This is a genomic window from Sulfurimonas sp. NW15 (assembly GCF_051132285.1).
In the GTDB taxonomy this organism is placed as follows: Bacteria; Campylobacterota; Campylobacteria; order Campylobacterales; family Sulfurimonadaceae; genus Sulfurimonas; species Sulfurimonas hydrogeniphila.
The window spans coordinates 224680-250640 of the sequence record NZ_CP093237.1 but is presented as its reverse complement, the minus strand read 5'-3'; the positions used below and the strand labels follow the sequence as shown (position 1 = coordinate 250640).

The following is a 25961-nucleotide window of genomic DNA, read 5'->3' as shown; positions in this document are numbered from 1 at the left end:
TATGAAAAAATACCTTTTGCTTTTCCTGTTTTTAACAGAACTTTTATCAGCTTCGCAAATTGAATATGAATTGAAGATATATCAGACAATTTTTCAGGCGCTTTTTCCGGGCAAAAATGTTATACATGTATGGAGTGACTCACAGACAACAAACAGAATTTTTACAAAAACAAGAGATATACAACTGGTCACAGCACCTGCGCAGGCAGATATATTACTGTTAGGTACAGGTGAAAATGCCAGCAACCTGAATGGTTTGAAATTTGCCACAAACTATAAAACATTCAAAAAATACAAAAAGAGTCTTATCGGTGGTTTTTATTGGCAAAAAGGGCGTCCGAACATTATTTTTATAAAACGGAATTTGGAAAAATATCATATAACGCTTCCAAAATCAATGTCTGAATATATTGAGGACTATTGATGAAAAATTTAGCAAAAATATATTTTTTTATTTTTATTTTAATCGCTGTTGGTATCGGATATCTCTATTTTTCGCTGCAGCATACGACACAAAAATTATCTGCAAATGTCAACAGACTCTTTATACAGCAGGCAAACGAATTTGCAAAAAACATATCCCGTGAGATAACACAGCAGCTGCCGCAAGATGAAAATTTTTTTGATGCACTTTTTGAGGGAGAGTATCTCAGAGAAGAGTTGGAACGGGAAATAAGCCTGATTGCAACAGATACTTACAAATATGTTTTTGTGCTCTACAGAGATGAATCGGGAACCTACAGATATCTCCTCGACGGCAGCAAAAAGGACAAAGGCGAATTTGGAGAGAAACTGCATGTAAACAAAGAGATATGGGATCAGGTCTGGAAAAATGCCCGCAGTCATGTTTTTTATCACAAACAAGTGGAAACTCTTTGGGTTACCTATCTTTATCCTGTTGTAATACACGGAAAAACGCAAGCGATAATTGCCATAGATTTTTCAAACAATATAGAAAAACAGATACATGAAGCACTGTTACCGCTGAAGACAATCCTTTTTTCAATTTTTGCCGCTATTTTTCTCATGTTTATTGTCATACTGCTGCAACTCTATTTTACTTATAAAACAAAAAAAGAAAATCTTACAGATCCGCTTACCGGAGCATACAACAGAAACTATTTACGGGAATTTTTAAACAATGTACAGATAGAAAACTATAAAATACTGATGGTGGATATAGATCACTTTAAGCAGGTCAATGATACATACGGGCACCAGACAGGGGATAAAATACTTCAGGAAGTCTCCAAAATTATAAAAAATACAATCCGCGATGAAGACAGGCTCATCCGTTTCGGCGGTGAAGAATTTATCATATTTATCAAGAAAAGCAGAGGTCTGGCTTCTGAATGCAAGGTTGCAAAGAGAATCAGAGAAAATATTGCTGCTACAAATTTTCATTATAACAACCAGGATCTTCGCATCACTGTTTCCATAGGCGTTACATGTAGACCGCAAACATTTAAAACGGTAAGTGATGCTATCAAACATGCAGACGAAATGCTCTATGTCGCCAAAAGAGACGGGCGCAACCAAGTTGTATTAGATGCTGTAAATAGGCAAAAAGAAGCAGGAAAACAGAAACTCCTTCCGGTGTATGAGGTACAAGAAGCAATAGAAGAGGGAAGAGTTGTTTGCTATTATCAACCTATTTTCCATATAAAAAGCAGAAAAATTCATAAATACGAAGCACTTGTGAGAATTCAAAACAGAGACGGCAGTATTACTCCCCCGATGGAATTTTTGCCGGTTGTCATGCATACGAACATATACAATTTACTGACAAAAACTATCTTAGGCATTGTTTTTGAAAAAATCAAAGAAAACAGAGTTTCTATAAGTATCAATCTAAACTTTTCGGATATTATTGACAAAAATATATTTTCACTGATTCTCAATGAATTGGAACAAAACAAAGAATATGCCCACTGGCTTATTATAGAGTTACTGGAGTATGAACCACTCGATAATTCAAGTGAAATATTTATAAAAAACCTGCAAAGAATTAAAGCCTGCGGTGTAAAAATAGCTATAGATGATTTTGGAAGCGGATTTGCCAACTATACACTGTTTCAGTCACTGCCGATAGACATTGTCAAAATAGATGCCTCTATTATCAAAAATATAGATACATCAAACATCTCTAAATCAATTACAGAGTCTATTCTCACTCTGACAAACGCACTCAACATTGAAACTGTGGCTGAATTTGTCCATTCGCAAAGTGTTTTAAAAACCCTTGAAGATATGAATATTGATTATGCGCAGGGATATTATCTGGGCAAGCCCGAAGCGACAATCAGTATTTTATAAATTTTCAGTTCAAATTAAAATTTTTTCTCCCCCGATATAAAAAAGATGTGATGATTGTGATATAATTATTACATGAATAAAATATTAGATTTTTTTATCCTGGAAAAAGAGAGTGATTTTTGCAACAGACGTTCTGTTGTTATAAAATTTGCCTTGATTGCCACTATTGTTCTCTTTTCACTTTTTGCCTGTATCAACCTTTTCATTGGGCAGTACTGGGCAGCGATTATAGACTCCGTCTCTGCCGTAGTCAGCATACTCTCTTATATTTATATGCAAAAAACGGGCAATATTCTTCTGTCTGTCCGTATAGTGACTTTCAATGTTGTTGTCTTTTTTCTTGTTTTTGCATATATTTCACAGGCCTCTCATTTCTCTTTAATCTGGACTATTTTTGTTCCTGTTTTTGCCATTATCAGTAACGGCAAAAAAGCCGGGTTGTATTTTTCACTCCTGTTTTATACCTTTCTTTTTGCTCTTTCCTACCATTACATCAATGTATGGAATGGAGGAGAGTGGCACTTTACAGACTGGGTACGACTGGTCCTTGCTTCTACAATTCTCACGCTTTGTATGTATATTTATGAAGCCCTTTTGGATGCGGCACAACAGGACTTACAGCTTGCAAGAGCCAAAGAGCGCCAAAGAAGCGAAGAGCTGCATCAGCAGTCTGTTACCGATCAGCTCACCGGTTTGTACAACAGAAGATATTATGACAATATGATCAACAAACTCTCTTTTTTGGCAAAACGCCAGGATCTTTATATCACTTTTTTTATTTTGGATATTGATTATTTTAAATACTATAATGATTATTACGGGCATATAAAAGGTGATGAAACGCTCATACAGGTAGCAAATGTACTCCGAGAACACATACAAAGAGGCGATGATTTTGTTTTCAGGCTCGGAGGGGAAGAGTTTGCGGGTATCATTCTTTCAAACGAAAAAGAAAAAACACATCAGTGGGTATCTCAACTCACTGCAATTATAGAAAATCTGAAAATAGAGCACAAAGCCTCTAAAATATCAGATTTTTTGACTGTAAGTATAGGAATCGCTACCCTTGAGCATCTTGATGGTGAAAAAAATATTGATTTACTCTATAAATATGCCGACAAGGCTCTGTATGCCGCCAAATACAGCGGCCGCAACAGAAGCCTGGTCAGTCAGGATTCGTAAAGTCTATTTGATTTTTTCCAGTATGGCATCTACTGTAAAACCAAATTTCTCAAACAGTTCTTTTGCCGGTGCTGATGCGCCAAAAGTATCCATGCCGATGACTTCATCCGCCAAACGGTACCATTCCAGTCCGCGCGCCGCTTCAATGGCTACTTTTTTTGTATCCGGAAGAATAATTTCATCGATATAGTCCTGATCCTGTTCTATAAACAAATCATAGCACGGAACAGAAACAACATTGGCAAAAAGACCTTTTTCATTCAGTGCCTCTTTTGTTTTGAGTGCCAGTTCCACTTCGCTTCCTGAAGCAATAAGCGTCAGCGAAGCATTTTCATCACTTGCCAGCAGATACCCTCCGCGGCTTATTTCCCCTTTTACCGGAGCAGGGACAATAGCGAGACCCTGGCGGGAACATACAAAAGCAGACGGAGATTTTTTCATTGTCAGTGCTGTTTTCCATGCTGCAACATTTTCAGCACCGTCAGCCGGACGCCACACATAAAAGTTCGGCAGGGCACGGAACTGTGAAAGATGCTCGATCGGTTCATGTGTCGGGCCGTCTTCTCCAACACCGATACTGTCATGCGTCCATACAAAGAACTGCTGAATGCCTGTCAGTGCCGCAATCCTTGCAGCAGGCTTGAGGTAGTCCGAAAATACAAAGAACGTTGAAGTAAACGGCATGAGCGGACCATACAATGCCATTGCATTGGCAATAGCCGCCATCGCATGCTCGCGAATCCCAAAATAGATATTTTTTCCTTTTGGAAAAACACCCATATCATTCAAATATGTTTTGTTTGAAGGACTTAAATCCGCCGAACCGCCGATAAAACCGGGAATCGCTTTGGCTATGGCATTGAGAATTTTTCCATTTGTATTTCTTGTTGCATCGGCTTTTTCAAAAACCGGCCATTGTATTCTTGAAAAGTCATGATTCAGGAGTGCCTCAAGTGCTTCATTCTGTTCCATTAAAGGAGCAGTTTTAAGCGAATGTATCCACTCGCGTTCTGCCAGATCACCCGCTTCAACGGCACATCGAAAACGTACCATCACATCCTCAGGCACAAAGAATTTCTTCTCCGGATCAAATCCTGCACCTCTTTTGGCATCTGCAATCACATCTTCACCAAGCGGTGCCCCGTGAGCATGATGAGAACCTTCAAGAGGACCTGCTCCCTTGGCTATAATAGTATTTGCAATGATAAGGACCGGTCTGTCTGCTTTTTTTGCCTGAGCAATTGTTGCGTCTATCTCATCATAGTCATGCCCGTTACACTCAAGTACTTCCCAGCACTGCGATTCAAAACGTGCTCGGATATCTTCACTGATACTTAAGTCAGTATTGCCCTCGATGGTAATACGGTTTGAGTCATAAATAAGAATAAGATTGTCCAGTTTGTTGTGTCCCGCAAGAGAGCATGCCTCATAAGAGATACCCTCTTCCAGGTCACCGTCTCCGCACAGACAGTAGACAGTGTGATCAATCAGTTTCGCTGTATCCGAATTCACCTGTGCACCGACATATTTTGATGCCATAGAAAAACCTACCGCATTGGCGATTCCCTGCCCCAGCGGACCGGTTGTGATTTCTATGCCTTCAGTGTGTCCGTATTCAGGATGTCCCGGTGTTTTTGAATCAAGCTGACGAAACTGCTTTAAATCATCAAGCGTCAAGCCATATCCCCAAAGATAATAGAGGGAGTAGATAAGCCCTGTTGCATGCCCGCCTGAAAAGACAAGTCTGTCACGGTTCAGCCATGAAGGATTTTTAGGGTTATGCTTGAGATGTTCACTCAAAACCACTGCAATATCGGCCAGTCCCATTGGTGCGCCCGGATGACCCGAATTTGCCTTTTGTACCATATCTGCTGCTAAAAATCTTATCGTATTCGCCATCTTTTGACGCATTGCATTTTCATTCATTTTTATTCCTTGTGCCTGTTTATGTATTTTGTTAATAAAGGTGACAACTCGCCTGACAAGCTCTCATCAAAATTACACATTTCACTGTTGAGCTCATCTGCCAAAGCATCTGCCTCTCTTACTGCCGTTTGCAGTCCAAGTATCGTTACGAAACTGTTTTTCTCTTCATCATTGTTTGTCAGCTTTCCTGCTTCGTCTGAACTTTGTGTGACATCCAAAATATCATCCTGAATTTGAAACAGCAATCCGAGTTTAATCCCAAAATCATACAACTTTTCTGCCATATCATCACGCCCGACAATAATCGCGCCCATTTTCAAAGAGGCGGCAATGAGTTTTGCTGTTTTGTTGGTATGCAAGATCTTAATCTCTTCTATCTTCAAAGGCTTGTTTTCAAAATAACAGTCTATAGCCTGTCCCAGCACCATGCCGCCCAGTCCTCCGTTGCTTGCAAGCTCACGAATCAGTTTTACCCGTATTTCATCAGAAAAAGGAGCATTGGACAAAAACTCGAAGGCATAGGTGTTTAAAGCATCCCCCGCCAATATTGCCGTTACTTCATCGAAGCTTACATGTAAGGTCGGATGTCCGCGGCGCAGTGGAGAATTATCCATAGCCGGCAGATCATCATGAATAAGCGAATAAGTATGTAAAAATTCTATAGCCAGGGCTGCATGGTTTGCAGATTCAAGCATGAGAGGGTTGTACGCTTTGACAACACCCAGCAGCAATGCAGGACGAAATCTTTTTCCGCCTGCTTTGAGCATATCTTGCAAAGCACGTTCATATGTAGGATGAATACTTTGTGATGTCGGTAAGTTGTCTAATAAAAATTGTTCGAAGTTTTGCATGTGAAATTGTATTGTTTTTCTACTTAATCTTTACAAAAAACTGAAAGTTATTGCGTTCAAATAACAAAGAAGAGCAGTCTTTAAAGTTTTCTATATATTTTCGCAGTTCTTCCTGGTTCTTTACAGTGATGCCGTTCACCTGTATGAGTCTGTCTCCACTCTTGAGTCCATAGTTTTTAAAGGCTTTTTTTAACCGGCTTACATGTAAACCCTCATCAAAATAGATCCCTTTTTGTTCCAAGAAGGTATCACTCAAAAAACCACCGCCGTATCTTTGCCTGCTCTGCACTTCAAAAGTCAGCAACTTTCCTCCACGCTTTATCTGCACCGTGTGTTTAACTCCCAAAGAGCCAAAAAGAACTTTTTTCATAAATGATGCGGCATTTTTCACTTTTTTGTTGTCGTAATACAGGATACAGTCACCTTTTTTAAAAGGATTGTCCGGCATATAGGGATCACTTGCAATGACGACTACTGACCTGTTTGCATCATTTACACGAACACCGATGTCAGCATAACGGACCTTTTTTGTTTTGAGAAAATACTGCAGATACTCTTTTTCTATCACCCCTTTTTTACTGACAACAGCTTCCAAAGAGCAGCAGCTGCTGCTGATGATAGCCGGCAAAGAAAGTTTTTGACTGTATTTTCCAAAAAAGTCGAGTCCTACCTGATGTACCAGCATACTTCCTTCTTTGGCTTCCCTGGCATTGACTATAGCAGTTCCAAGCTGTAAACGCATATTCAGATCATACGGATAGGCAAAAGAGGTTTTCTCTTCGATAAGATACAGAGACAAAAAGGGGTCATGTTTTAAAATTTTTGATTGGGGTTTTTGTCGGGAAAAGACAATACGGTGATTTTTTTCGACAGGAATAAAAAGTGCCCTGTCATGTATGATTTTTGCATCTTTTGCTTTTTTGACACAAAAATCATACCCCCCTTTACAGGCATAAACATTGAAAAAGAATAAATGCAGTATGAGAAACAGGCGAAGCACCTATTTGAGCCCGCCAAACATACTCAAAGCACTGTTTTGTTGATTTTGTTGTACCATTTTATTTGCATCATTGATGGCGCCTATAAGTAAAATTTGCAGGGAGTCTTTGTCGCTTAAGAGCTCTTCATCAATATTAAGATCAATGACTTCGCCGTTGCCGTTGAGGGTGAGTTCAATCATCCCTCCACCGCTTTTGACACTAAAAGTTTTGTTTGCCAGCTCTTCTTGAAGTTTTGCAGCATTTTCCTGCATTCCTTCAAGGAGTTTGCCCATATCGCCAAGATTACCAAACACTATGACATCTCACATTCATCATTAAATCTCATCGTGAATAGCGTCGATGTTATTGTCATCATCCAAAATAACAACTTTTGGTTTGTAGCTTTCAAGTTCTTTTTCGTCATAAGTACCGTAGGCTACAATGATAACCTTGTCGCCTTTGTGTACTTTTCTTGCTGCTGCACCATTTAAGCAAATGTCACGTTTTCCTCTTTCGCCTAGAATGATATAGGTAGAAAATCGCTCACCATTGTTAATATTAAGGATTTCTACCTTTTGTCCGACTCTCATCTTGGCAGCTTCTAAAAGTTCTTCATCTATGGTAATCGAACCAACATAGTTCAAATTAGCATCAGTTACAGTGGCACGGTGTATTTTGCTGTACAACATTTCCATTAACATGACTGTTTTCCTACATTCCCATCTGTTTTTTTGCATCAGCAGGAGATATAGGCTCATCCCACATTTCAGAATCAATTACATATTCTTCAACAACTTTTCCGCCGATTATATGTTCTTCTATAATACGGTCAATTTTTTCCTTGTTTAGGCCTACATACATAGTATGTCCCGGCTCTACTAACATAACAGGACCTGCCGAACAACGGTTAAGACATGAAGTGCGCACGATTGGTGCTGTCATCATAATCCCTTCTTTCATCAGTTTTTGGGCCGTGTATTGAAACAGGTCCTGCGTCTCTGGTGTAACACATGATGGTTTTGGCATACCCGGAGGAGCAGACTGCTCACACTTGAAGATATAAAATGCCGGTTGTGGAATTCCCATTGAAATAATCCTTAATTTTTTCGCAATTATATCGAAAATTTGCATCTGTTTTCTAATAAAGTGAAATAAGTTTAGATTTTTAAGCTATTTTCTACTATTTTCACTCTAAATTCAAAAGTTCTTTTACAACTTCTCTGTCATCAAAAGGAAATTTTTCATCATAAATAATTTGGTCTGTTTCATCGCCTTTTCCGAGAATAACAACAACGTCATCTTCTCCTTGCAACGCAAGTGCCATCTGTATTGCTTTTTTTCTGTTAAGCTCAACCATAATATTTGATTTTTCCTGTATGCCTTCTAAAATATCCTCTACAATTGTCTGCGGATCTTCATAACGCGGATTGTCACTCGTAACAATGACCTTTTTGGCAAGACTTGCCGCTACCCTGCCCATAAGCGGTCGTTTTTTTCTGTCTCTGTCACCGCCTGCTCCAAAAACGACAATCAGTTCTTTTTCTTTCAAAGCATTGAGTACCTGAGCCATGCCGTCAGGTGTGTGTGCAAAATCCACTATGACATTCGGAGCAGCACAGACCTGTTCCATTCTTCCGCTCACCCCTGCAAAATTATCCACCACATCTGCAATCTCTTCAAGACTTTTGTCTGTTATGAGATGCGTTGCCGATATGGCAGCCATCAAATTATACAGATTAAAAAAACCGTGAAGTGAAGCGGTAAAAGGGACAATCTCTTGAAAATGCTGGATAATACCACTTGAACCGTCATTGAGAGAATATGCCATAAGTCTGTATGTTGCAGGATTTTCTATACCGTATGTGTAGGCATTTTTAAAATTAAATGCAGCCTTGGATTCATCTTTGTTTATAAGTTTTTTGCTCTCATCCTGAAAAAAACTGTTTTTTACATGTATATATTCTTCTAAAGTTTTATGATAGTCCAGATGATCCTGAGTGATATTTGTCAAAATTTTCAGCGCAAAACTGAGGCCTTCAATACGTTTTTGCACGATTGCATGGGAACTGACTTCCATTACAAAATACTCACATCCTGCTCTCACTGCCTGGTAAATATGCCTGTAGGTATTGAGTACGGATGGGGTGGTAAGCGTTTTTCCCTCACATGCCTCATCATTCATAAACAACCCGCGGGTTCCCTGCATTGCAGCCTTGTAGCCAAGATCGAGTAAAAATGAATAGATTGCACTTGCCGTTGTAGTTTTGCCGTTTGTACCGGTAATACCGATTATTTTAATCTGGTCAACACCAAAGAACTCTGCAATGTCTTCGATTTTGACAATAGAGTGGGCATTATTCCTCTTTGCGTCTTCTATGTAGCCGCTGTTTTGGTGCGTCAGAACGAACGCCGTCTCGGCATCACACTCTTTTGAGTTTTCAGTGATATATTTATACGCTTGATTTGGCAGTTCAATTTTCAATATTTTTGCCCTGTGCCAGTTTTTTCAACAGTTTTCGCAAGAGTTTGTCACCGGGATATACACTCAGAGCATTTTCAAGATAGGTTAATGCCATTTGTGCAAAATCATGTTCAATCAGTTTGTCTAAAAAATCTAAAAAATCTTCTTTGTTTGTTATAATTACTCGGGTAGAAAACATAATATTTTCAAAAGTTTCTACAAAATCTCCGCCTTCATCCAAAATTTTTTGAAAATCACTGTAGAGAATCCCCTCTTCAAACTCCAATCTGTTACGCAAAGGTTCGGCAAATACTTCACTGAGTTTTTCCAAGGTACCGTCCATGCTTTCAAGTATTTCACTCATAATAGCATCAGCTTCTTCTTTGTCTTCTTCTCTTAATATTTCATAATAATCAAACAGTGCTTCGGCACCCTCTTCTCCGCTCATAGCCATTTCCGAAAGGATAACTCCGTTAAAAGCCTCTTTTGAATCCGGATCATTTTGCAAAACCTGTGCAAATTTATCTAAGGCATTTTTATATTCCGCCCGCGAAAAATTCTCTTTTGCCTGTGATAATATTTTATATTTACTTATTGTTCCCATATGCTTCTTTTATAAATTATCTATATCGTTTTCCATGCCCATCGGGACATTGACAACAGTTATTTCAGGATGGATATCCATTCTCAACTGTCTCTCGACACCGTACTTTAATGTACTTCCACTGCTCGCACACCCTATGCATGCACCTTTTAGCTGTACATAGACACTTCCGTTTTTCACGGTAATAAAATCTATGTCTCCCCCGTCAAGCGCCAAAGAGGGGCGCACCTTGTCTATAACACGCCGAACCGGTTCCAATAATTCTTCATCTGTAAATGGAATCATACTTATCCTTTTTATATTATTGCCATCCCAAAGCAAACTTAAGCATACCAGCGATTAAAAGAATATGCAATTGCGAGGCACAAATTCGCAGGAGCTACTAGTAGCTTCAAGGATTTGTAACGAAGTCAAGTGTATGTTCTTTTAATCGTCCTTTGGATAACACATAAAGAGGCAACCTGCAAAGCATCTATTCCTCAACTCTACTAGTAGAGCCTTCAGAATAGCTACTTCACATCTTACCTCTTGATGAGTTACTGGTATGCTTAAGTTTGCTTTGGGATGGCAATATAACTCTTCTATTATCATAAAATATGACAAAATCGCTTAACAAGTCATAAAATTATTATTTAACTCATCTTTTAAAGCCATAACCTCTTGTACGTAAGAGGGCTTTCGCATACCGACGAGTATATAATCAATTACATCCTGTTTATATAAAAATTCCAAAGCACACACCTGGGTTTTTTTATGACACCCCTGAAATTCTTCTTTAAGTTCACTTCTCACACGTTTTGAACACTCGTATGCAACCATTGTTCTGTACTCTTGTAAAAAAAGATCTACAAATCTGAGTAATTCATCCAAAGAATCCGGTTCTAAATTCTTCAATGCTTCTCTTATGTGAGGAATAATCTGTGAATGCAAAAAAGTGTCATACTCACCAATCCATCCGAACCTGTGCTTATTTTCATCCATTTGTTCAATCAAATTATACAACGGTTTGAGTAAATCATTGTCACAGGCCTGAAGCAATTCATTCAGATAGGTATAGTATTCCCTGCTTTCATCATAATCGGCCAGTCTGTGCATCAGTTTGTTCTTCTGTGCATTTAACGGACGGTTGGCAAGGACTCTCAACCCATTTTTTTTCGCCCAGGCCGCACATTTGAGACCTTCTTTTTCAACTTTGTTTATTGGCAGTTGCACTGTGGTAAAACTGTGTTGTCTGTTTCCCACTTCATCTGCGGCATTTTGGGCAAGTGTCAGTAAACTTTCATAGGGCAAAAACTCCAAATCGTCCTCTGCCTTTGCAAAGCTGTTGGAACTGATACCATAGGAGCTGATACGTCCCTCTTTGACCTCTTCTTCCAAGCCCACAAATGCTTCATAGATTCTTTGGTACATTTCATCCAAAACTTCATCTCTGTTTTTGCCCTTATTGAGAGCATCAAGCAAAAAATACTCAGGATTGTGAATTAAATAACAATCAAGTTTACTCATTTGCAGTCTTTGGAGTGAAGCATCAAGCTGTTTTTTTAGAAACGATTTTGCAATTGAGTGGTAACAGTGTTCACTGAACTCTACAACATCTTCAAAAGGCATTTCTTTGTGTGTGAGCAAATTTGAACCCTGGATATATCCGTATTTGCTTACAATTTTAATTTTATCTCTGATTTCATCAGGAACACTGCGCAGCACTTTGCCGATTGCTCTTTCGGCACCGCCGTCTGTATAATTTGTAGAGGTGTCAATCAGTTCTATCCCGGCGTATACAGCCTCTTTCAATGCTTCTATATGCAAAGGATTCTCATCTGTGACTCTGTAAGTTCCGAATGCGAAAGTACTCATAATGCGTCCTGTATTGTAAAGTATTTTAGAATTCGTAAATTCTCTCTGTCTAATGGGGAAAGTTTAAAAAGAAGTTACAATAACAGACACAGGGTCTGGTATTGTAAATATAGTAACTATACTAATTCGATAAATGCCATTGGTGTAGCATCACCACGACGAATACGAGTTCTCACTATTCTAGTATATCCACCTGTACGATCAACATACTTCGGTGCGAGTTCATTTACTAAAGTTTTCGTTGCTTCTTTGTTTTGAAGCGCAGCAAATACTGCTCTGTGTGCATTTGAGTCATTTTTACCAGCAGTTGTGATAAGTTTCTCAATATAAGAGCGCAGCTCTTTTGCTTTTACAGCAGTTGTTTCTATTTTACCATGTTCTATTAACGAAATACTAAGGTTCGCTAAAAGTGCTTTACGGTGTGCACTTGTACGACCTAGCTTACGATATCCATGACGGTGTCTCATATCTCATTCCTCTATTGTGCCTGTACGGCTTCTATTTTCTTTTTTAGTGCAGTAACTACATCATCAGCTAAATCAGCACCAACTTCAAAACCAAACTCTTGAACTTTTTCTACGATTTCATCGTAAGATTTTTTTCCAAGATTTTTCACATTTTTCAAATCGTTTGTACTCATAAGTACAATCTCACCAATAAGTTTAATGTTTGAGCGATCAAGACAATTAAAGCTACGCGCACTTAATCCTAAACTGTCAATGTTTGTTGTTAGTTTTTTCAAATCAGGTGACTCTTCAACTCTTTCAATGGTAGCAGGCGCTTTAATACTGATTTCTGAATTAAATACAGCCAACTGTGCATACATTACTTCCAAAGAGTTTCTAAATGCATCGATTGGTGAAATTTGTCCATCAGTTCTGATATTCATAATAACTCTTTCAAAGTTAGGGTTATCTTCCACCAGTACATTGTCAATTTTATATGTAGCACTTCTTACCGGAGTAAAATATGCATCCAATGCGATATATTCATCATCATCAACTTCCGCAGCAGTATCTTCACTCGCAACATAGCCGATACCCTGTGCAATTTTAAGCGTAAAATTCAGTGTAGAATCTTCATTTAAAGTTGCAAGCGGAGCATCCGGTGTTACCACCTCTACTTCATCATTGCTGAGATCGCCGCCTTTAATGGTACACGGTCCCGCAAAGCTGTAGTTAATCTCAGCTTCTGTTGCATCATTGTTCAGTTTAAAGCGTATCTCTTTCAAATTTAAAATAAAATCTGAAATATCTTCAAGCATACCGCGAACCGAGTCAAACTCATGTTTGGCACCTTCGATTTTAATTGCGATTGGTGCATAACCAACCGAACTGCTTAATAAAAAACGGCGAAGTGGATGAGCCAAAGATATAGCGTACCCTACTTCAAAAGGGTATGCCATAATGTTTGCTTCATTGTCACTTATTTGTTCTACCTCAAACTCTTGTGGAGCAAGTGGAGTAGTTTTAATTTTTTTCATATCTTTTACGCCTTTTGTATTAAATTATTATTTCGAGTAAAGTTCAACGATTAAACGTTCTTCAACTGGAATAACAACTTCTTCACGCTCCGGAAGACGAGTAAAGATACCATACACTTTTTCAGCATCAATGTCTACCCAAGGAGCAAGACCAGTTTGGTTTGTAAGCTCAATAGCACGAACAATCTGATTGTTCTTTTTGCTCGCTTCTTTTACTTCAATCTTTTGTCCCGGTTTAACACGGTAAGAAGGAATATCAAGTTTTTTGCCATCTACCAAAATATGACCGTGTGTTACAAGTTGACGTGCAAATCTACGAGTAGATGCGAATCCCATTCTGTACACAACATTGTCTAATCTCTGCTCGATTAATGTAATAAGGTTTGTACCTGTATTTCCATCACGACGCTTAGCTTCAACGAATAAAGCACGGAATTGCTTTTCAGAAATACCATACATAAATTTCGCTTTTTGCTTTTCATTAAGCTGTAAACCATACTCAGAAACTTTTTTACGACGCTGACCATGTTGGCCTGGACCGTAAGGACGCTTCTCTAAAGCAGATTTTCCTGCCAAACGACGCTCACCTTTTAGGTTAAGGCTTACTCCGAATCTTCTCTCGATTTTTTCTACTGGACCTCTATATCTTGCCATCAGTAATCTCCTTAAACTCTACGACGCTTAGGCGCGCGACAACCGTTGTGTGGTAATGGTGTAACATCTTTCATAAATGTAACACGGATTCCTTCGATAGCTCCGACAGCTTTTACTGCAGTTTCACGACCAGAACCGGGACCTTGAACTTTAATACCAAGCTCTTTTATACCATGTACCTGTGCTTTTGCAACTGCATCTTCAACAGCAGCCTGTGCAGCAAACGGAGTTGATTTTTTAGAACCTTTAAATCCTAAAGAACCGGCAGAACTCCAAGCAATCATATTACCCATTTCATCTGTAATAGTCACAAGAGTATTATTAAATGATGCCGCAATATGAATGATACCACGTGATATATTCTTTTTTATTACTTTTTTTCTAACAGCTTTTCTTTTTGCCATACTATAATTCCTTACGCTGCGCCGACAGTTTTACGTTTACCCTTACGAGTACGCGCATTTGTCTTAGTTTTTTGACCACGGCATGGAAGACCACGACGGTGACGAAGCCCTCTGTATGAACCTAAATCCATAAGTGCTTTAATATCCATAGCAACTTTTTTACGCAAATCACCCTCAACCATATGGTTTTCACGGATCTCTTTTGTTATAGCTGCTACATCTTCTTCGTTTAATTCGAAAACTCTTTTATTGTAGTCAATTCCTGTCGCGTCTAATATTTGACGGGCAGTATGAAGACCAATTCCATAGACGTATGTTAATGCATACTCTATTCTTTTTTTCTTAGGTAAATCAACACCAGCAATACGAGCCATGATTATCCTTGTCTCTGTTTATGTTTAGGGTTCTTGCAGATTACTCTTACAATACCTCTTCTTTTGATAACTTTACAGTCATCACACATCTTCTTTACTGAAGCACGTACTTTCATTGAAAGTCTCCTGTGGTAACATCTTTACTGCCTTTAGGCAAGCGCATAACACTTGTAATAACGTTGCTTGCCAATACTTTTATCTACATGTATTCATATAGATAGAAATACTCTTTGCTTTGTTAAAACAGTAAAGTGGATGGGAATTATATCGAAATAAATGTAAAAGTATTATTAAGTGCATTGGAGGCATGACTAAATAATGTCATTTCCTCCAAGCTATGCATCTTTTTAGCTAAAATCAATATATAGTGATTATCGCCTCATCACTACCTGATGATACACCACCATCTTTAGTGTATTTAATTAATAAAGTATCCCCATTGGATACATTTATACTGCCGTTGTTTTCGCCAGATTCACTAACCACTCTTGTACCGTTGCTGTCTATTGTCAAATAGTCATATCCAGCTTCACTGCTTACACTGTAATCAATAACCGTATCTTTTAGAATTTGAACTTCCAATTGACTTGTTGATGAATTCGTATGATTATTTGATGTAAAGGTTGTACCGTTTTTCTTCCAGTCTGCATTTGAAATAATATTAAAATCAGCCTTTGCAACTGTTTCTGTAAATGACGCAGTTCGAGTATAACCATGAGTACTAAAAGTCACTGTAACAGGATATGTCTGATCTCTATCGCTAAGCGCTGCACGTGGTTGTGCCGGATCAAATGTAATGTCTACATCTTTATTGGTATAATTTCTTTTTTGACTGTCATCCAAGGCATTAAATTCTTCTTGAGCATTTTGAACTATTGCATCATAATCCAAATGAGAATATGTTACCTCAACATTGGAACCTGTTGCCGGCATATGTGTTGCGTCAAATACTATAGCCTGTTCTGATGAATCATATTCCCAGTCATTTACCAGTTGCCCGTCTACAGTAACATTTATTGATGAGGCAATTGCCGGATACTGGAGTTTTATTGGTGAACTTTTGGCAACTGCATAGCGGACAGCCAATTGCATCATTCTGTCATAACCACTTTGATAATTATACAGATTTGCAATATCTCCGCCTGTTGCCAAACTCATGTCATAAGATAAATTTCCTTTAATCTGTAAACTTTCAGGAAGAATAACATTATATTTTATATCATTAAGCACAAAATAAGAATTAGAAAGACTTTCTCCGTCTTGTAAACCAATTTCATTATATGTAGCATGTTCAGGCTCATCTGAAAGATAAATGACAGACATACTTGAATTAGTTCTTGTAACAATATCACCATTACTCAAGTAGTTGTATGCTATCTTCATACCTCTTTCATCTCCACCATTCGTACCTAACATTGACATTTCATCGGTAAGCTGTGTAATATTATTTTCAACCGGCGATTGTGTATAGCTAGAATAATCACGTCCGTTTTCAGTTCCGACTACAGTTGCTTTCCAATCCAGTCCATATTTTGCTGTTGCCGTAGCAAAAGTTCTTTGAACGGCATCAATGGCACTAGACTGAGAACTGCCCATGCTGCCAGAATCATCAATAATAAGTAGGAAATCTCCTTTTTTGATTACTGTTGGCATTGTAAACTGCTGTTTTTCATTAACAATTTTTTCACTACTTGTTACAATTGAATCCTTATTGACTACTTTGTAAATTTCATTGTCGGCTGATAAATTTTGATCGACTACTGTTGCTAAAACATATGCGTTGCTGGCAGTATTATACTCTATATAAAAATCTACAATAACGTCACTTACAACCGGAAATTGCGTTAAATCCAAATTATCAACAGAATAGTTAATCCCGGAAAGTAAATCATTCAAAATATCATACAAACTCTGCGTCTGATTTCCTGTAATTTCATATCTTGCAATCAATGATCCGTCACTGTTGTGATTGACATTTATTGCATTTAAATTAGAACTGTTACTCAGCAGTTGATTTAATAAATCTTCTGAAGATGCCACATTTGCACCAATTAAAGATGGGTCTACTGCCATTGCTGTTCCAATAAAACTGTTTTCATCGCCGATTCTATAAAATACTTTACCTTCTTGCCAGGATGCAGTATCTAAAACATCATAAGCATTTTGATAATCTTGTGTCAGCAGAGCCTGTGTTCCGTTGTTAAGATCAACTGAAACATTATTTGTAGGCACAAACTCACTATAAGTAATATAATCCGTTGCATTACCTTTTGTTATTGTCACCGTTACACCATAGCGCTGGTCTATTGCAGTTGGATTTCTTTTAGGTTCGCTATACGTGATAGTGTAAGAATCTCCTGTCGACCATTTTTGGTTATAGTTTAAAGAACTTCTGTAATCACCGCTTGCTATTAAAGCATTTTTAATATTTTGTACCTCTTCTTCATCACGTAAATCTTGACTAAACGGAATGGTTTCAGTATAAGTAACAGTTGTGTGTGCACTGCCTTTAGATATATTTACATCTACCGGATAAGATTGATTTTCGGTTGCAGGCGCTTCTTGTGGTTGGCTAAAGGTTAAAGAAAAACTGTTTCCTGTAATATCATATTTTGGATGGTATTGAAATGTTCTTTTATTAACTGCTTGTTCAAATAACTCTTTTGCCATTTGCACATCACGTGCATCTAATGTTTGATTATCAGGACGATATACAAATGGTTCGCTTGTTCTGTTTAAATCATCTACCAAAGTGATAGACGCATGCAGGTTTGGATTATTCCAATCATAATTTGCAAGACTAATATTTCCCTCATTTGTTACATTAATATCCACACCTGTATAATTTGCATCAACATTGATTTGAGCGCCTGGCATTCCCAATAAACTTAAAGTATCCGAATAAATACTATCAGCCATTAAGATGGGAGTAGCCGGCGGAACTGTAGAAACAGTACTGTTTAAATCATTTCGTAATGTTTCTTCATAGTGCGCAATTGCATCATTTTGTCTAATCAGACTTTTACCAATTGCCTGCAATGTTGCATTTAGATCAGCTTCGCTTACATTTCCTGTCATATCCAGTGTAATGCCGTTTAACGCTTGTTCTGTTGCTTTATCAATATAAATTCCGTTATAAGGATTGGCATCATTATCCAATGATTGGAACAACTGTACCAAACGGGCTATTTTAGAATTATTTGTATCTGTAATATCAAAATTCAAAAGATTGGCAGGGTATAATGTATCTCCGCTTTGCGTGCTGTTAATATCAACAGAACCAAGTGTAATTCCGCCTAAATTAAACTCTACAGTAGAACATTTTGCAGGGTCAAAAGTAAAAGCACCATCCGAAGAGGTGTATCCTTCATCAGAACCACAAGTGAAATGTACCCCTTCAATCTCTGAATCACTTAAGTAATTTGTATTTAACTCTGAACTACCGCTGCCGCTGCCACTGCCACAACCTGTAAGCAAAAGAGATATCACTGTTGCCGCCAACATTGTTTTTTTCATAAATATCCTTTTTTAGGTTAAATTATATTATTTTCAACTTAAAAAGAAATTAAACATCATATAACAAATTTTATACTATTTTCTGTGTTTCTATTCTTGATATTCCGCTAAAAAGTCCGGTAAATAGAGCGAAATAAACCATAGAATTCATAAGATGCATAGTATTGTGCATTATTGAAAAGAGAATAAAACTAATAACAAATATAATATTTAGTGCAAAGTATTGCCGTGTTTCAAAAGAAAGTCTTAAAAGAGAATAAAATATCAGTAACAATAAAACTAATCCAATAATGCCCAATTGTGCCGGAATATTGATAAAAACATTATCATAATCTGCAAATACGTTCATATCTCTTGTTTTCAAGTCATATTTTTCAGCATACTCATTTGCTTCTTTCATGACATTGCCAATACCTGTACCTGTTATAGGATTATCTATGAACACATTAATTCCGATAATCCACATAGCAGCCCTCATACCTCCCTGATCTCTGTAATCATTTTCTTCCACAATTTTTTCAATACCATTTTTAAATTGATGCACTCTTGATACAAAATTATCAGAAAAGCTGTATGCCAGTAAAAATGTAACAAAAACGATTGTAGTTGCAAAAAACAATGCTTTAAGTTTGTGCCGAATATATATAAAAGAAAGAACAAACATTAAAACAGCAAAAACAACTTGTCCTGTCCTTCCTCCGTTTATAAATAGATTTGTCACTATAGTAATAAAAAACAAAGCATCGAAAAATCTGTATTTTAAGCTTTTAGCAGAAAAAAAATTTGTTAAAAGTATTGTACTTGTGAAAGCAAGGAGCACACTGTATGCTATATGATCCATAAATGGTGTTGGCATTTCATGCGTTGCATTTCCATAAGTAAACAGGTTAAAATAAATACCGTAAGACATTAACTCGCTAATAAGCATACTTACAATAAAAGCTAAAAAAACATATTTGATATAACGTTTTTCCAGTACTGTATAAATAATTGGAATCGTTAAAAAATGATGATATTTGAAAATGTATTTAACTGCAAATGTCGTATTAGAGGCTAAAGGTATGGAAAAAATCATAAGTAGTATAAAAGCCCCTAAAAAAATCATAACTTTGTTTGACTTAAGAAGTTCATATTTTATCTTCCATTTTCCTTGATATATCCAAAGAAGAACCATGAGAAGTTCCACAATATTAACAGCAGCTTTAGAGATAGGAAAACTAAATGCATATGCTATTATTAGGAAATTTAAATACTTGTTAATATCTTTTGATTGAAATTGAATCATTTTGCACCTATTTTGCCAAGAACTACTTTTACTGTTTTTATTAAAATAACAAAATCAGCCCATAATGACCAATTTTTTATATACCATACTTCAAGTTCATTTCTTTGTGCAAAACTAAGATTGTTTCTTCCGCTCACTTGCCATAATCCAGTAATTCCAGGGCGTACACGCAATATAAACTCTTTTTTATTACCTAATTTTTCTGCTTCATTCAACATATACGGTCTCGGCCCGACCCAACTCATTTCTCCTTTAAGGATATTGAGTATTTGCGGCAGTTCATCAAGCGAAAAAATACGTAAAAATTTTCCTATTCTTGTAATTCTAGGATCATTCATATATTTATGATATTTTTCAAAGTATCTTACTTCTTCAGGGTGGGACTTCAGATATTTTTCCAAAACTTTTTCACTGCTTAACAGCATTGTTCTGTACTTGTAGACCTGAAAAGTTTTATTATCTTTGCCAAGACGCTTCTGACGAAAAAAAACAGTTCCTCCATCATCTAATTTGATTGCAAAAGCGATTATAATATGAATAGCAAAAAAAACAGGAAGTACACTACAAAGCAGTATATAATCAACACTGTTTTTTATCATGATGTTGTGCTTTAACAAAAGTCTATTTTGCACTTGAATAGTATTCCTTCTAATATTAGAATACTCTAAAATATTTGAATGCATAAAATTAATATCTTTTAAATATGGAACCACAAATATTTCACTTGTTATTCTAATATATTTATCGATTAGTGCATGCAGTTTTTCTTCTTCGATTCCCTGTGATATTATTATTACTTTTTCATATTTTTTTCAGAATACACTTGTCCAAGATACCAGTTTTCTTGAAGTTCTTTTTTAAAAATTTTCACTTCACTCTCTTTTCCAAGCACAAGAATTTTTTGTTTACACACAGGTAAAAGAAAAATAATTTTTTTCGCATACCGTTTAAAAACAGGTAAACTTATAAACAGTAAAACAAAATACAAAGTTATAAACATTCTAAAGTATTCCAAATGTGTTTTGGTAAGTGTCAACAAGGATAAAATAATCGCCAATTCTAATATCAAGTGCAATTTTTTAAAAGTAAGTTGAAAGGTAGGGTTAACTGATAACCTGCTAATCTATTTCAACCAAAAAATAAGAAGTAGCATGAGATATAAACAATTAACCCTAGAGAAACGATACCATATTTCAGCTTTGCAAAAGGCTGGATTAAACCAAAATGATACGGCTACACTTATTCATACTCAGAACATTTAGCAATTCTGAGATAAAATATCACTATGAATAAGGATAAGAAGAAGATGAAAAACAGTAAATACACAAGAGAATTTAGAGATTCAAGCGTACAGTTGGTCATGAATTCAAACGAATCAACAGCAAAGATTGCAAAAGATTTGGATGTAAACGAAAAAACGCTTTATAACTGGGTAAGAGAGTAGGAGCTGCCCCTTGAGGGTACAAGAAAGCCAACAATATTCCCATAGAATCCAGAGGAGGATTTTCAACTAATCAGAGTATCAAAGAGACAACTGAGGAAGAGAATAAACGCCTACGTGCCGAGAACAAACTCCTTAAGCAGGAGCGTGACATTCTAAAAAAGGCAACAGCATATTTCGCCAAAGAAACTCTGTGAAATATGCATGGATGCGAGAACACTCAAACGAGTTTCAAATAGCAGTGATGTGTAGGGTACTTCAAGTCGATAAAGCAAGTTATTACCACTGGATCAAGCAAGGTTGCAAATTGCAACAGGTAGATGAGAAGCTCAATGAACTTATTGAGATTATCTTCATGCAGGGTAGAGAAAATTACGGTACACGGCGTATTAAGGATAAGTTAGTGCAAAGATATGGCTTTATCGTTTCTCGTCGTCGTATAGGGCGCATAATGCGTGAGATAGGACTTGTTGCAAAAACTAAAAAACGCTATAGAATCAATACGACAAATTCAAATCACAACTTGCCTGTTGCGCCCAATATATTAAACAGAGATTTCTATGCAACTTATCCTGATGAGAAATATGTTGGAGATATAACCTATATTCCAACAAATGAAGGATGGCTCTATTTAGCTACTGTCATAGATTTATACTCCCGTCGCATCGTTGGCTGGTCGATGGATGATACAATGAAAGTATCACTTGTGAATGACGCTTTAAATATGGCACTTATTGCAAGAAAGCCTCAAAAAGGTTTGATCTGGCACACTGATCGTGGTAGCCAATACGCTTCATATACTCACAAGGATTTATTACAACAGCATGGAATCGTTCAAAGTATGTCACGCAAAGGGAACTGTTGGGATTGTGCCCTGAACGAAGTGAGGAAATGCCCTTGGGGTGCAGTAGCTGAGAGCTTTTTTCATACTTTGAAAACTGAACTCATTTACCATGAGATTTTTGAGACAAAAGCTCAGGCTAATCAAGCTATATTCGAGTATATCGAAGTTTATTATAACCGACAAAGAATGCACTCTGCAAATGGTAATTTATCACCTGTTGAGTTTGAAGAAAAAATGATGTTACAAGTTGAAACAGCAGCTTAGAATCTTTATGGATAAGTATGAAATAGGGTTGACACATCACTTATAGAGATGCTCACACCAATGAAAAAGATCACTCATACAATTACAAGTGACAACGGCAAGGAATTCGCATATCATAAACAAGTAGTAGCTGCACTGAACACAGATTTTTACTTTGCTAATCCATATCACTCCTGGGAAAAAGGACTCAATGAACACACAAATGGTTTAATTCGTCAGTATTTACCTAAGAAAAGTACTTTTTTAAATGTCTCAAAGGATGAAATCATTATGATTCAGAACAGACTTAACAATCGACCTAGAAAAATCCTTGGATATAAAACTCCATATGAGGTGTTTTTTAGTGAAATGAGTAAAAAGTTAGCTAGTTAAATTAGGTGGAAATTGCACTTGATATTAGAATTGGCGTTTTATATTTTATATTTTATATTTTACACTAACTTATACTAATTTAACATAAATATTGCGTTAAACCCATATTTGAAGTGACACAAAAGTGACAAATTTTATTAGTGATTTTTAACGCCGGTTTTTATAAACTGTCGATATCACTTAAGAAGGAAAACAACAGATGGTAGAGTATATTTTAAAGCGAGACGGTTCCTACAAACAATTTTTCTCTTATAAAATAGAAGATGCCATCAAAAAAGCCTTTTTAAGTGAAAATGTAGATTTTGACGAAGCGGTATACATCAAAGTCATTCAAAGACTTGAAGCTAAACGGATTGTTGCTGTTGAAGATATACAGGACATTATAGAAAAAGAGCTGTACAAAGCAAAATATTTTGATGTTATGCGCTCTTTTATACTCTACAGACATCTTCATAAACTTCAAAGAGAAAAAGCCATTGAAGATGATACTACCTATATCCATTCGACACAGACTATAGAAGAGTATATCAGCGGAAGTGACTGGAGAATAAAAGCAAACTCAAATACAGGCTACTCCAGTGCCGGTCTTGTTAACAATACAGCAGGCAAAGTGATTGCCAATTACTGGCTTGACAAAATTTACTCAAAAGAAGAGGGGTATGCACATAGAAACGGGGACTATCACATACACGATTTGGACTGTTTGACCGGATACTGTGCCGGCTGGAGTCTGAGGGTTCTTCTAGATGAAGGATTTAACGGAGTAAGGGGAAGAGTAGAGAGTGATGCACCAAAGCATTTCAGAGAAGCTCTCGGACAAATGGCGAACTTTTTGGGAATTTTGCAAAGTGAATGGGCCGGCGCCCAGGCCTTTTCATCGTTTGACACCTATCTGGCGCCTTATCTTTTTAAAGATCAACTTTCATACAAGGAGGTAAAAAAAAGTATTCGCAGTTTCATATATAACCTAAACGTACCCGCTCGATGGGGACAATCACCTTTTACAAATATTACTATAGACTGGAACGTTCCTGATGATTTGAAGGATCAGATTCCAACATGTAAGCAGGAGCATCTTTTTAAAAATATTTCAGATACCGGGTTAAGATTCAAAGCACTGCAGAGGGGTGTTTCATCCCTCACAGAGATGACCTATAAACATTTTCAAAAAGAGATGCACATCATCAACAAAGCTTACTATGAGGTTATGACAGAGGGAGACAAAACCGGTCAGCCTTTTACATTTCCTATACCTACCGTCAATATTACAGAAGATTTTGACTGGTACGGTGAAAATACGGATTTGCTGTTTGAAAACACCGCTAAGATTGGCTCCTCCTACTTCCAAAATTTCATAGGGAGCCAATACAAACGGGACAAAAACGGGGAAGTCATCGCAAACGAAGAGGCCTACAAACCCGGACATGTCAGAAGTATGTGCTGCAGACTACAGCTTGATTTAAGAGAATTGCTTAAACGAGGCGGTGGTCTTTTCGGCAGTGCGGAAATGACAGGCAGCATAGGGGTTGTCACTATTAATATGGCAAGGCTGGGCTTTTTGCACAAAGGCAATATGGAATCTCTGCTTGAACGCCTTGACGAACTGATGGAGTATGCAAAGTCTACACTGGAGAAAAAACGTGTTTTTATTCAAGAGATGTACGACAGAGGACTTTTCCCTTATACAAAAAGATATCTGCCCGGGTTTAGAAACCACTTTTCTACCATCGGGGTCAACGGGATGAATGAAATGATTTTGAATTTTACCGGAGGAGCTTATGACATCAGTTCCACACAAGGCATTGACTTTGCCACTGAGATATTGGACCACATAAGAAAAAGAATGGTCGAGTTTCAGGAGAAAACAGGCAATCTTTACAACCTTGAAGCCACACCGGCGGAGGGAACAACCTACCGGTTTGCCAAAGAGGACAAAAAAAGATACGGTGACAAAATCATACAGGCCGGTATGGATGAAAACATCTACTATACCAACTCTTCACAGATTCCTGTGGGTCTGACAGATGACCCTTTTGAAGCACTCACTCTGCAGGATGAACTGCAGACAAAATACACCGGTGGCACCGTTTTGCACCTTTACATGCAGGAGCGTCTCAGCTCAACCGAAGCCTGCCGCAGACTGGTCAAAAATGTCATCACAAATTTCAGACTGCCTTACATTACGGTAACACCGCTCTTTTCAGTTTGTCCAAAACACGGCTATCTCTCAGGAGAACACGAATACTGCCCAAAATGTGACGAAGCACTGATACAAGAATATGAAAACAACAAAAAGGAAGCATCATGATAAATAAAAATAAAATCTTAGAAGAACTTAAAGAACAGAGACAAAAATGTATAGTATACACACGCGTCATGGGATATCATCGTCCTGTTGAAAGCTTCAACCTAGGAAAAACCGGTGAACACAGACAACGCAAACAGTTCAAAGAGTAAAAAATGCATTTATGATATCACAAAGTTTACCCATTTGGACTACCCTGATCATCTAGCCTGCATCATATGGTTCAGCGGATGCAATATGCGCTGTGATTTTTGCTACAACAAAGAGATAGTCTTTGCAAAAGAAGGCAGTTACAGTATGGAAGATGTGCTGAAGTTTTTGCGAACAAGAGTCTCTTTGCTTGATGCTGTCGTTCTCTCAGGCGGAGAAGCCTCTTCCTATACCCTCACTGACTTTTGCAAAGCAATCAAAAAGCTCGGATTTTTAATCAAACTTGATACCAACGGTACAAACCCTTTACATGTAAAGGAACTCCTCGGTCTGGACCTGCTTGATTATGTCGCGCTGGATTATAAAGCCCCCCAATATAAATTCACATCTGTAACACACTCCGGCAAATTTCATGAATTCAGCCAAACACTTGACCTGCTTATCCGCAGTGGTATTGATTTTGAAGTACGTACCACACTCCATACCGATTTGCTCAATGTAGATGACATCAACTGCATTCTGTCAGATTTAAAAGAGAGAGGCTATAAGAACATCTATTATATTCAGGAGTTTGTCGAAGCAAAAAGTACTGTAGGCGGACTGCAAAAACCTTCAAAACCTTTCAACAAATCCCTCTTAAGAAGTAATTTTCCTGTTATTTGGAGATAAATTCCTTTTTCTTGACGTAAATCAAT

The 25961-nt window shown here is 37.4% G+C and carries 27 protein-coding genes and 2 pseudogenes; 9 read left to right on the top strand and 20 right to left on the bottom strand.

Annotation, left to right across the window (positions count from 1 at the left end; genetic code table 11):
• Position 1: 1 nt before the first annotated feature.
• From MLC52_RS01350 to MLC52_RS01340, 3 genes are all read left to right on the top strand, one after another.
• The gene (locus MLC52_RS01350; protein WP_434580920.1) at positions 2-424 is read left to right on the top strand and encodes a hypothetical protein; all 423 of its coding nucleotides are present in this window, start codon (positions 2-4) and stop codon (positions 422-424) included.
• Positions 424-2316, top strand: a complete 1893-nt coding sequence (locus MLC52_RS01345; protein ID WP_434580918.1) for a putative bifunctional diguanylate cyclase/phosphodiesterase — start codon at positions 424-426, stop codon at positions 2314-2316. The genes MLC52_RS01350 and MLC52_RS01345 overlap by 1 nt, the downstream gene beginning before the upstream one ends.
• Before the next feature lie 72 nt (positions 2317-2388).
• Complete coding sequence (locus tag MLC52_RS01340; protein WP_434580916.1) at positions 2389-3498, top strand: GGDEF domain-containing protein; 1110 nt, start codon at positions 2389-2391, stop codon at positions 3496-3498.
• Positions 3499-3501: 3 nt separating this feature from the next.
• On the opposite strand, the gene tkt is transcribed toward MLC52_RS01340, so the two are convergent.
• The 20 genes from tkt to MLC52_RS01240 form a co-directional block, all read right to left on the bottom strand.
• The gene (gene tkt, locus MLC52_RS01335; RefSeq protein WP_434580914.1) at positions 3502-5424 is read right to left on the bottom strand and encodes a transketolase; all 1923 of its coding nucleotides are present in this window, start codon (positions 5422-5424) and stop codon (positions 3502-3504) included.
• Positions 5425-5426: 2 nt separating this feature from the next.
• Positions 5427-6275, bottom strand: coding sequence for a polyprenyl synthetase family protein (locus MLC52_RS01330; RefSeq protein WP_151901211.1), 849 nt, complete (start codon positions 6273-6275; stop codon positions 5427-5429).
• Between the two features lie 19 nt (positions 6276-6294).
• Entirely contained in the window at positions 6295-7275 is a 981-nt protein-coding gene (locus MLC52_RS01325; RefSeq protein ID WP_434580912.1) for a DUF7488 domain-containing protein, read from the bottom strand.
• Positions 7276-7569, bottom strand: coding sequence for a YbaB/EbfC family nucleoid-associated protein (locus tag MLC52_RS01320; RefSeq protein ID WP_346389203.1), 294 nt, complete (start codon positions 7567-7569; stop codon positions 7276-7278).
• Between the two features lie 21 nt (positions 7570-7590).
• The gene (panD, locus tag MLC52_RS01315) at positions 7591-7956 is read right to left on the bottom strand and encodes an aspartate 1-decarboxylase (RefSeq protein ID WP_151901213.1); all 366 of its coding nucleotides are present in this window, start codon (positions 7954-7956) and stop codon (positions 7591-7593) included.
• 10 nt (positions 7957-7966) lie between these two features.
• Positions 7967-8341: a (2Fe-2S) ferredoxin domain-containing protein gene (locus MLC52_RS01310; protein ID WP_151901214.1), complete on the bottom strand. Its 375-nt coding sequence runs from the start codon at positions 8339-8341 to the stop codon at positions 7967-7969.
• A 100-nt stretch (positions 8342-8441) separates the two neighbouring features.
• Positions 8442-9737, bottom strand: coding sequence for a UDP-N-acetylmuramoyl-L-alanyl-D-glutamate--2,6-diaminopimelate ligase (locus MLC52_RS01305; protein WP_434580910.1), 1296 nt, complete (start codon positions 9735-9737; stop codon positions 8442-8444).
• Complete coding sequence (locus tag MLC52_RS01300) at positions 9727-10320, bottom strand: hypothetical protein (protein ID WP_151901216.1); 594 nt, start codon at positions 10318-10320, stop codon at positions 9727-9729. Before MLC52_RS01300 ends, MLC52_RS01305 begins: the two co-directional genes overlap by 11 nt.
• A gap of 9 nt (positions 10321-10329) precedes the next feature.
• Positions 10330-10605 (bottom strand): NifU family protein, encoded by a 276-nt coding sequence (locus MLC52_RS01295; protein WP_151901217.1) that lies wholly within the window; start codon positions 10603-10605, stop codon positions 10330-10332.
• Between the two features lie 324 nt (positions 10606-10929).
• The gene (locus tag MLC52_RS01290; protein WP_434580908.1) at positions 10930-12174 is read right to left on the bottom strand and encodes an aldo/keto reductase; all 1245 of its coding nucleotides are present in this window, start codon (positions 12172-12174) and stop codon (positions 10930-10932) included.
• Between the two features lie 116 nt (positions 12175-12290).
• On the bottom strand, positions 12291-12641 hold the full coding sequence (gene rplQ / locus MLC52_RS01285) for a 50S ribosomal protein L17 (RefSeq protein ID WP_151901219.1): 351 nt from the start codon (positions 12639-12641) through the stop codon (positions 12291-12293).
• 11 nt (positions 12642-12652) lie between these two features.
• Positions 12653-13657 (bottom strand): DNA-directed RNA polymerase subunit alpha, encoded by a 1005-nt coding sequence (locus MLC52_RS01280; RefSeq protein WP_151901220.1) that lies wholly within the window; start codon positions 13655-13657, stop codon positions 12653-12655.
• Positions 13658-13684: 27 nt separating this feature from the next.
• The gene (rpsD, locus tag MLC52_RS01275; RefSeq protein ID WP_151901221.1) at positions 13685-14311 is read right to left on the bottom strand and encodes a 30S ribosomal protein S4; all 627 of its coding nucleotides are present in this window, start codon (positions 14309-14311) and stop codon (positions 13685-13687) included.
• 11 nt (positions 14312-14322) lie between these two features.
• A complete protein-coding gene (gene rpsK / locus MLC52_RS01270) occupies positions 14323-14715 on the bottom strand; it encodes a 30S ribosomal protein S11 (protein ID WP_151901222.1) in 393 nt (130 codons plus the stop codon).
• Positions 14716-14726: 11 nt separating this feature from the next.
• A complete protein-coding gene (rpsM, locus tag MLC52_RS01265) occupies positions 14727-15089 on the bottom strand; it encodes a 30S ribosomal protein S13 (protein WP_151901223.1) in 363 nt (120 codons plus the stop codon).
• A gap of 2 nt (positions 15090-15091) precedes the next feature.
• Positions 15092-15205, bottom strand: coding sequence for a 50S ribosomal protein L36 (gene rpmJ / locus MLC52_RS01260; protein WP_041675103.1), 114 nt, complete (start codon positions 15203-15205; stop codon positions 15092-15094).
• A 241-nt stretch (positions 15206-15446) separates the two neighbouring features.
• The gene (locus MLC52_RS01255; protein ID WP_434580905.1) at positions 15447-18605 is read right to left on the bottom strand and encodes a hypothetical protein; all 3159 of its coding nucleotides are present in this window, start codon (positions 18603-18605) and stop codon (positions 15447-15449) included.
• Between the two features lie 70 nt (positions 18606-18675).
• The gene (locus MLC52_RS01250; RefSeq protein ID WP_434580904.1) at positions 18676-19890 is read right to left on the bottom strand and encodes an O-antigen ligase family protein; all 1215 of its coding nucleotides are present in this window, start codon (positions 19888-19890) and stop codon (positions 18676-18678) included.
• The gene (locus MLC52_RS01245; RefSeq protein ID WP_434580903.1) at positions 19887-20522 is read right to left on the bottom strand and encodes a sugar transferase; all 636 of its coding nucleotides are present in this window, start codon (positions 20520-20522) and stop codon (positions 19887-19889) included. The genes MLC52_RS01250 and MLC52_RS01245 overlap by 4 nt, the downstream gene beginning before the upstream one ends.
• A gap of 161 nt (positions 20523-20683) precedes the next feature.
• Complete coding sequence (locus tag MLC52_RS01240) at positions 20684-20959, bottom strand: hypothetical protein (protein ID WP_434580901.1); 276 nt, start codon at positions 20957-20959, stop codon at positions 20684-20686.
• A 237-nt stretch (positions 20960-21196) separates the two neighbouring features.
• Between MLC52_RS01240 and MLC52_RS01235 the strand changes: the two genes are divergently transcribed.
• The 6 genes and pseudogenes from MLC52_RS01235 (at position 21197) to MLC52_RS01210 (ending at position 25935) form a co-directional block, all read left to right on the top strand.
• Positions 21197-21334, top strand: a complete 138-nt coding sequence (locus tag MLC52_RS01235) for a transposase (RefSeq protein ID WP_434580899.1) — start codon at positions 21197-21199, stop codon at positions 21332-21334.
• Positions 21335-21500: 166 nt separating this feature from the next.
• A pseudogene (locus MLC52_RS01230) lies at positions 21501-22439 on the top strand (IS3 family transposase); the annotation flags it as partial.
• A gap of 27 nt (positions 22440-22466) precedes the next feature.
• Positions 22467-22811, top strand: a pseudogene (locus MLC52_RS01225) (IS30 family transposase); the annotation flags it as partial.
• A 199-nt stretch (positions 22812-23010) separates the two neighbouring features.
• Positions 23011-25119, top strand: a complete 2109-nt coding sequence (locus MLC52_RS01220) for a ribonucleoside triphosphate reductase (protein WP_434580897.1) — start codon at positions 23011-23013, stop codon at positions 25117-25119.
• The gene (nrdD, locus tag MLC52_RS01215) at positions 25119-25268 is read left to right on the top strand and encodes an anaerobic ribonucleoside-triphosphate reductase (protein WP_151901559.1); all 150 of its coding nucleotides are present in this window, start codon (positions 25119-25121) and stop codon (positions 25266-25268) included. Before MLC52_RS01220 ends, nrdD begins: the two co-directional genes overlap by 1 nt.
• The gene (locus MLC52_RS01210; RefSeq protein ID WP_434580895.1) at positions 25234-25935 is read left to right on the top strand and encodes an anaerobic ribonucleoside-triphosphate reductase activating protein; all 702 of its coding nucleotides are present in this window, start codon (positions 25234-25236) and stop codon (positions 25933-25935) included. Before nrdD ends, MLC52_RS01210 begins: the two co-directional genes overlap by 35 nt.
• Positions 25936-25961: the final 26 nt, after the last annotated feature.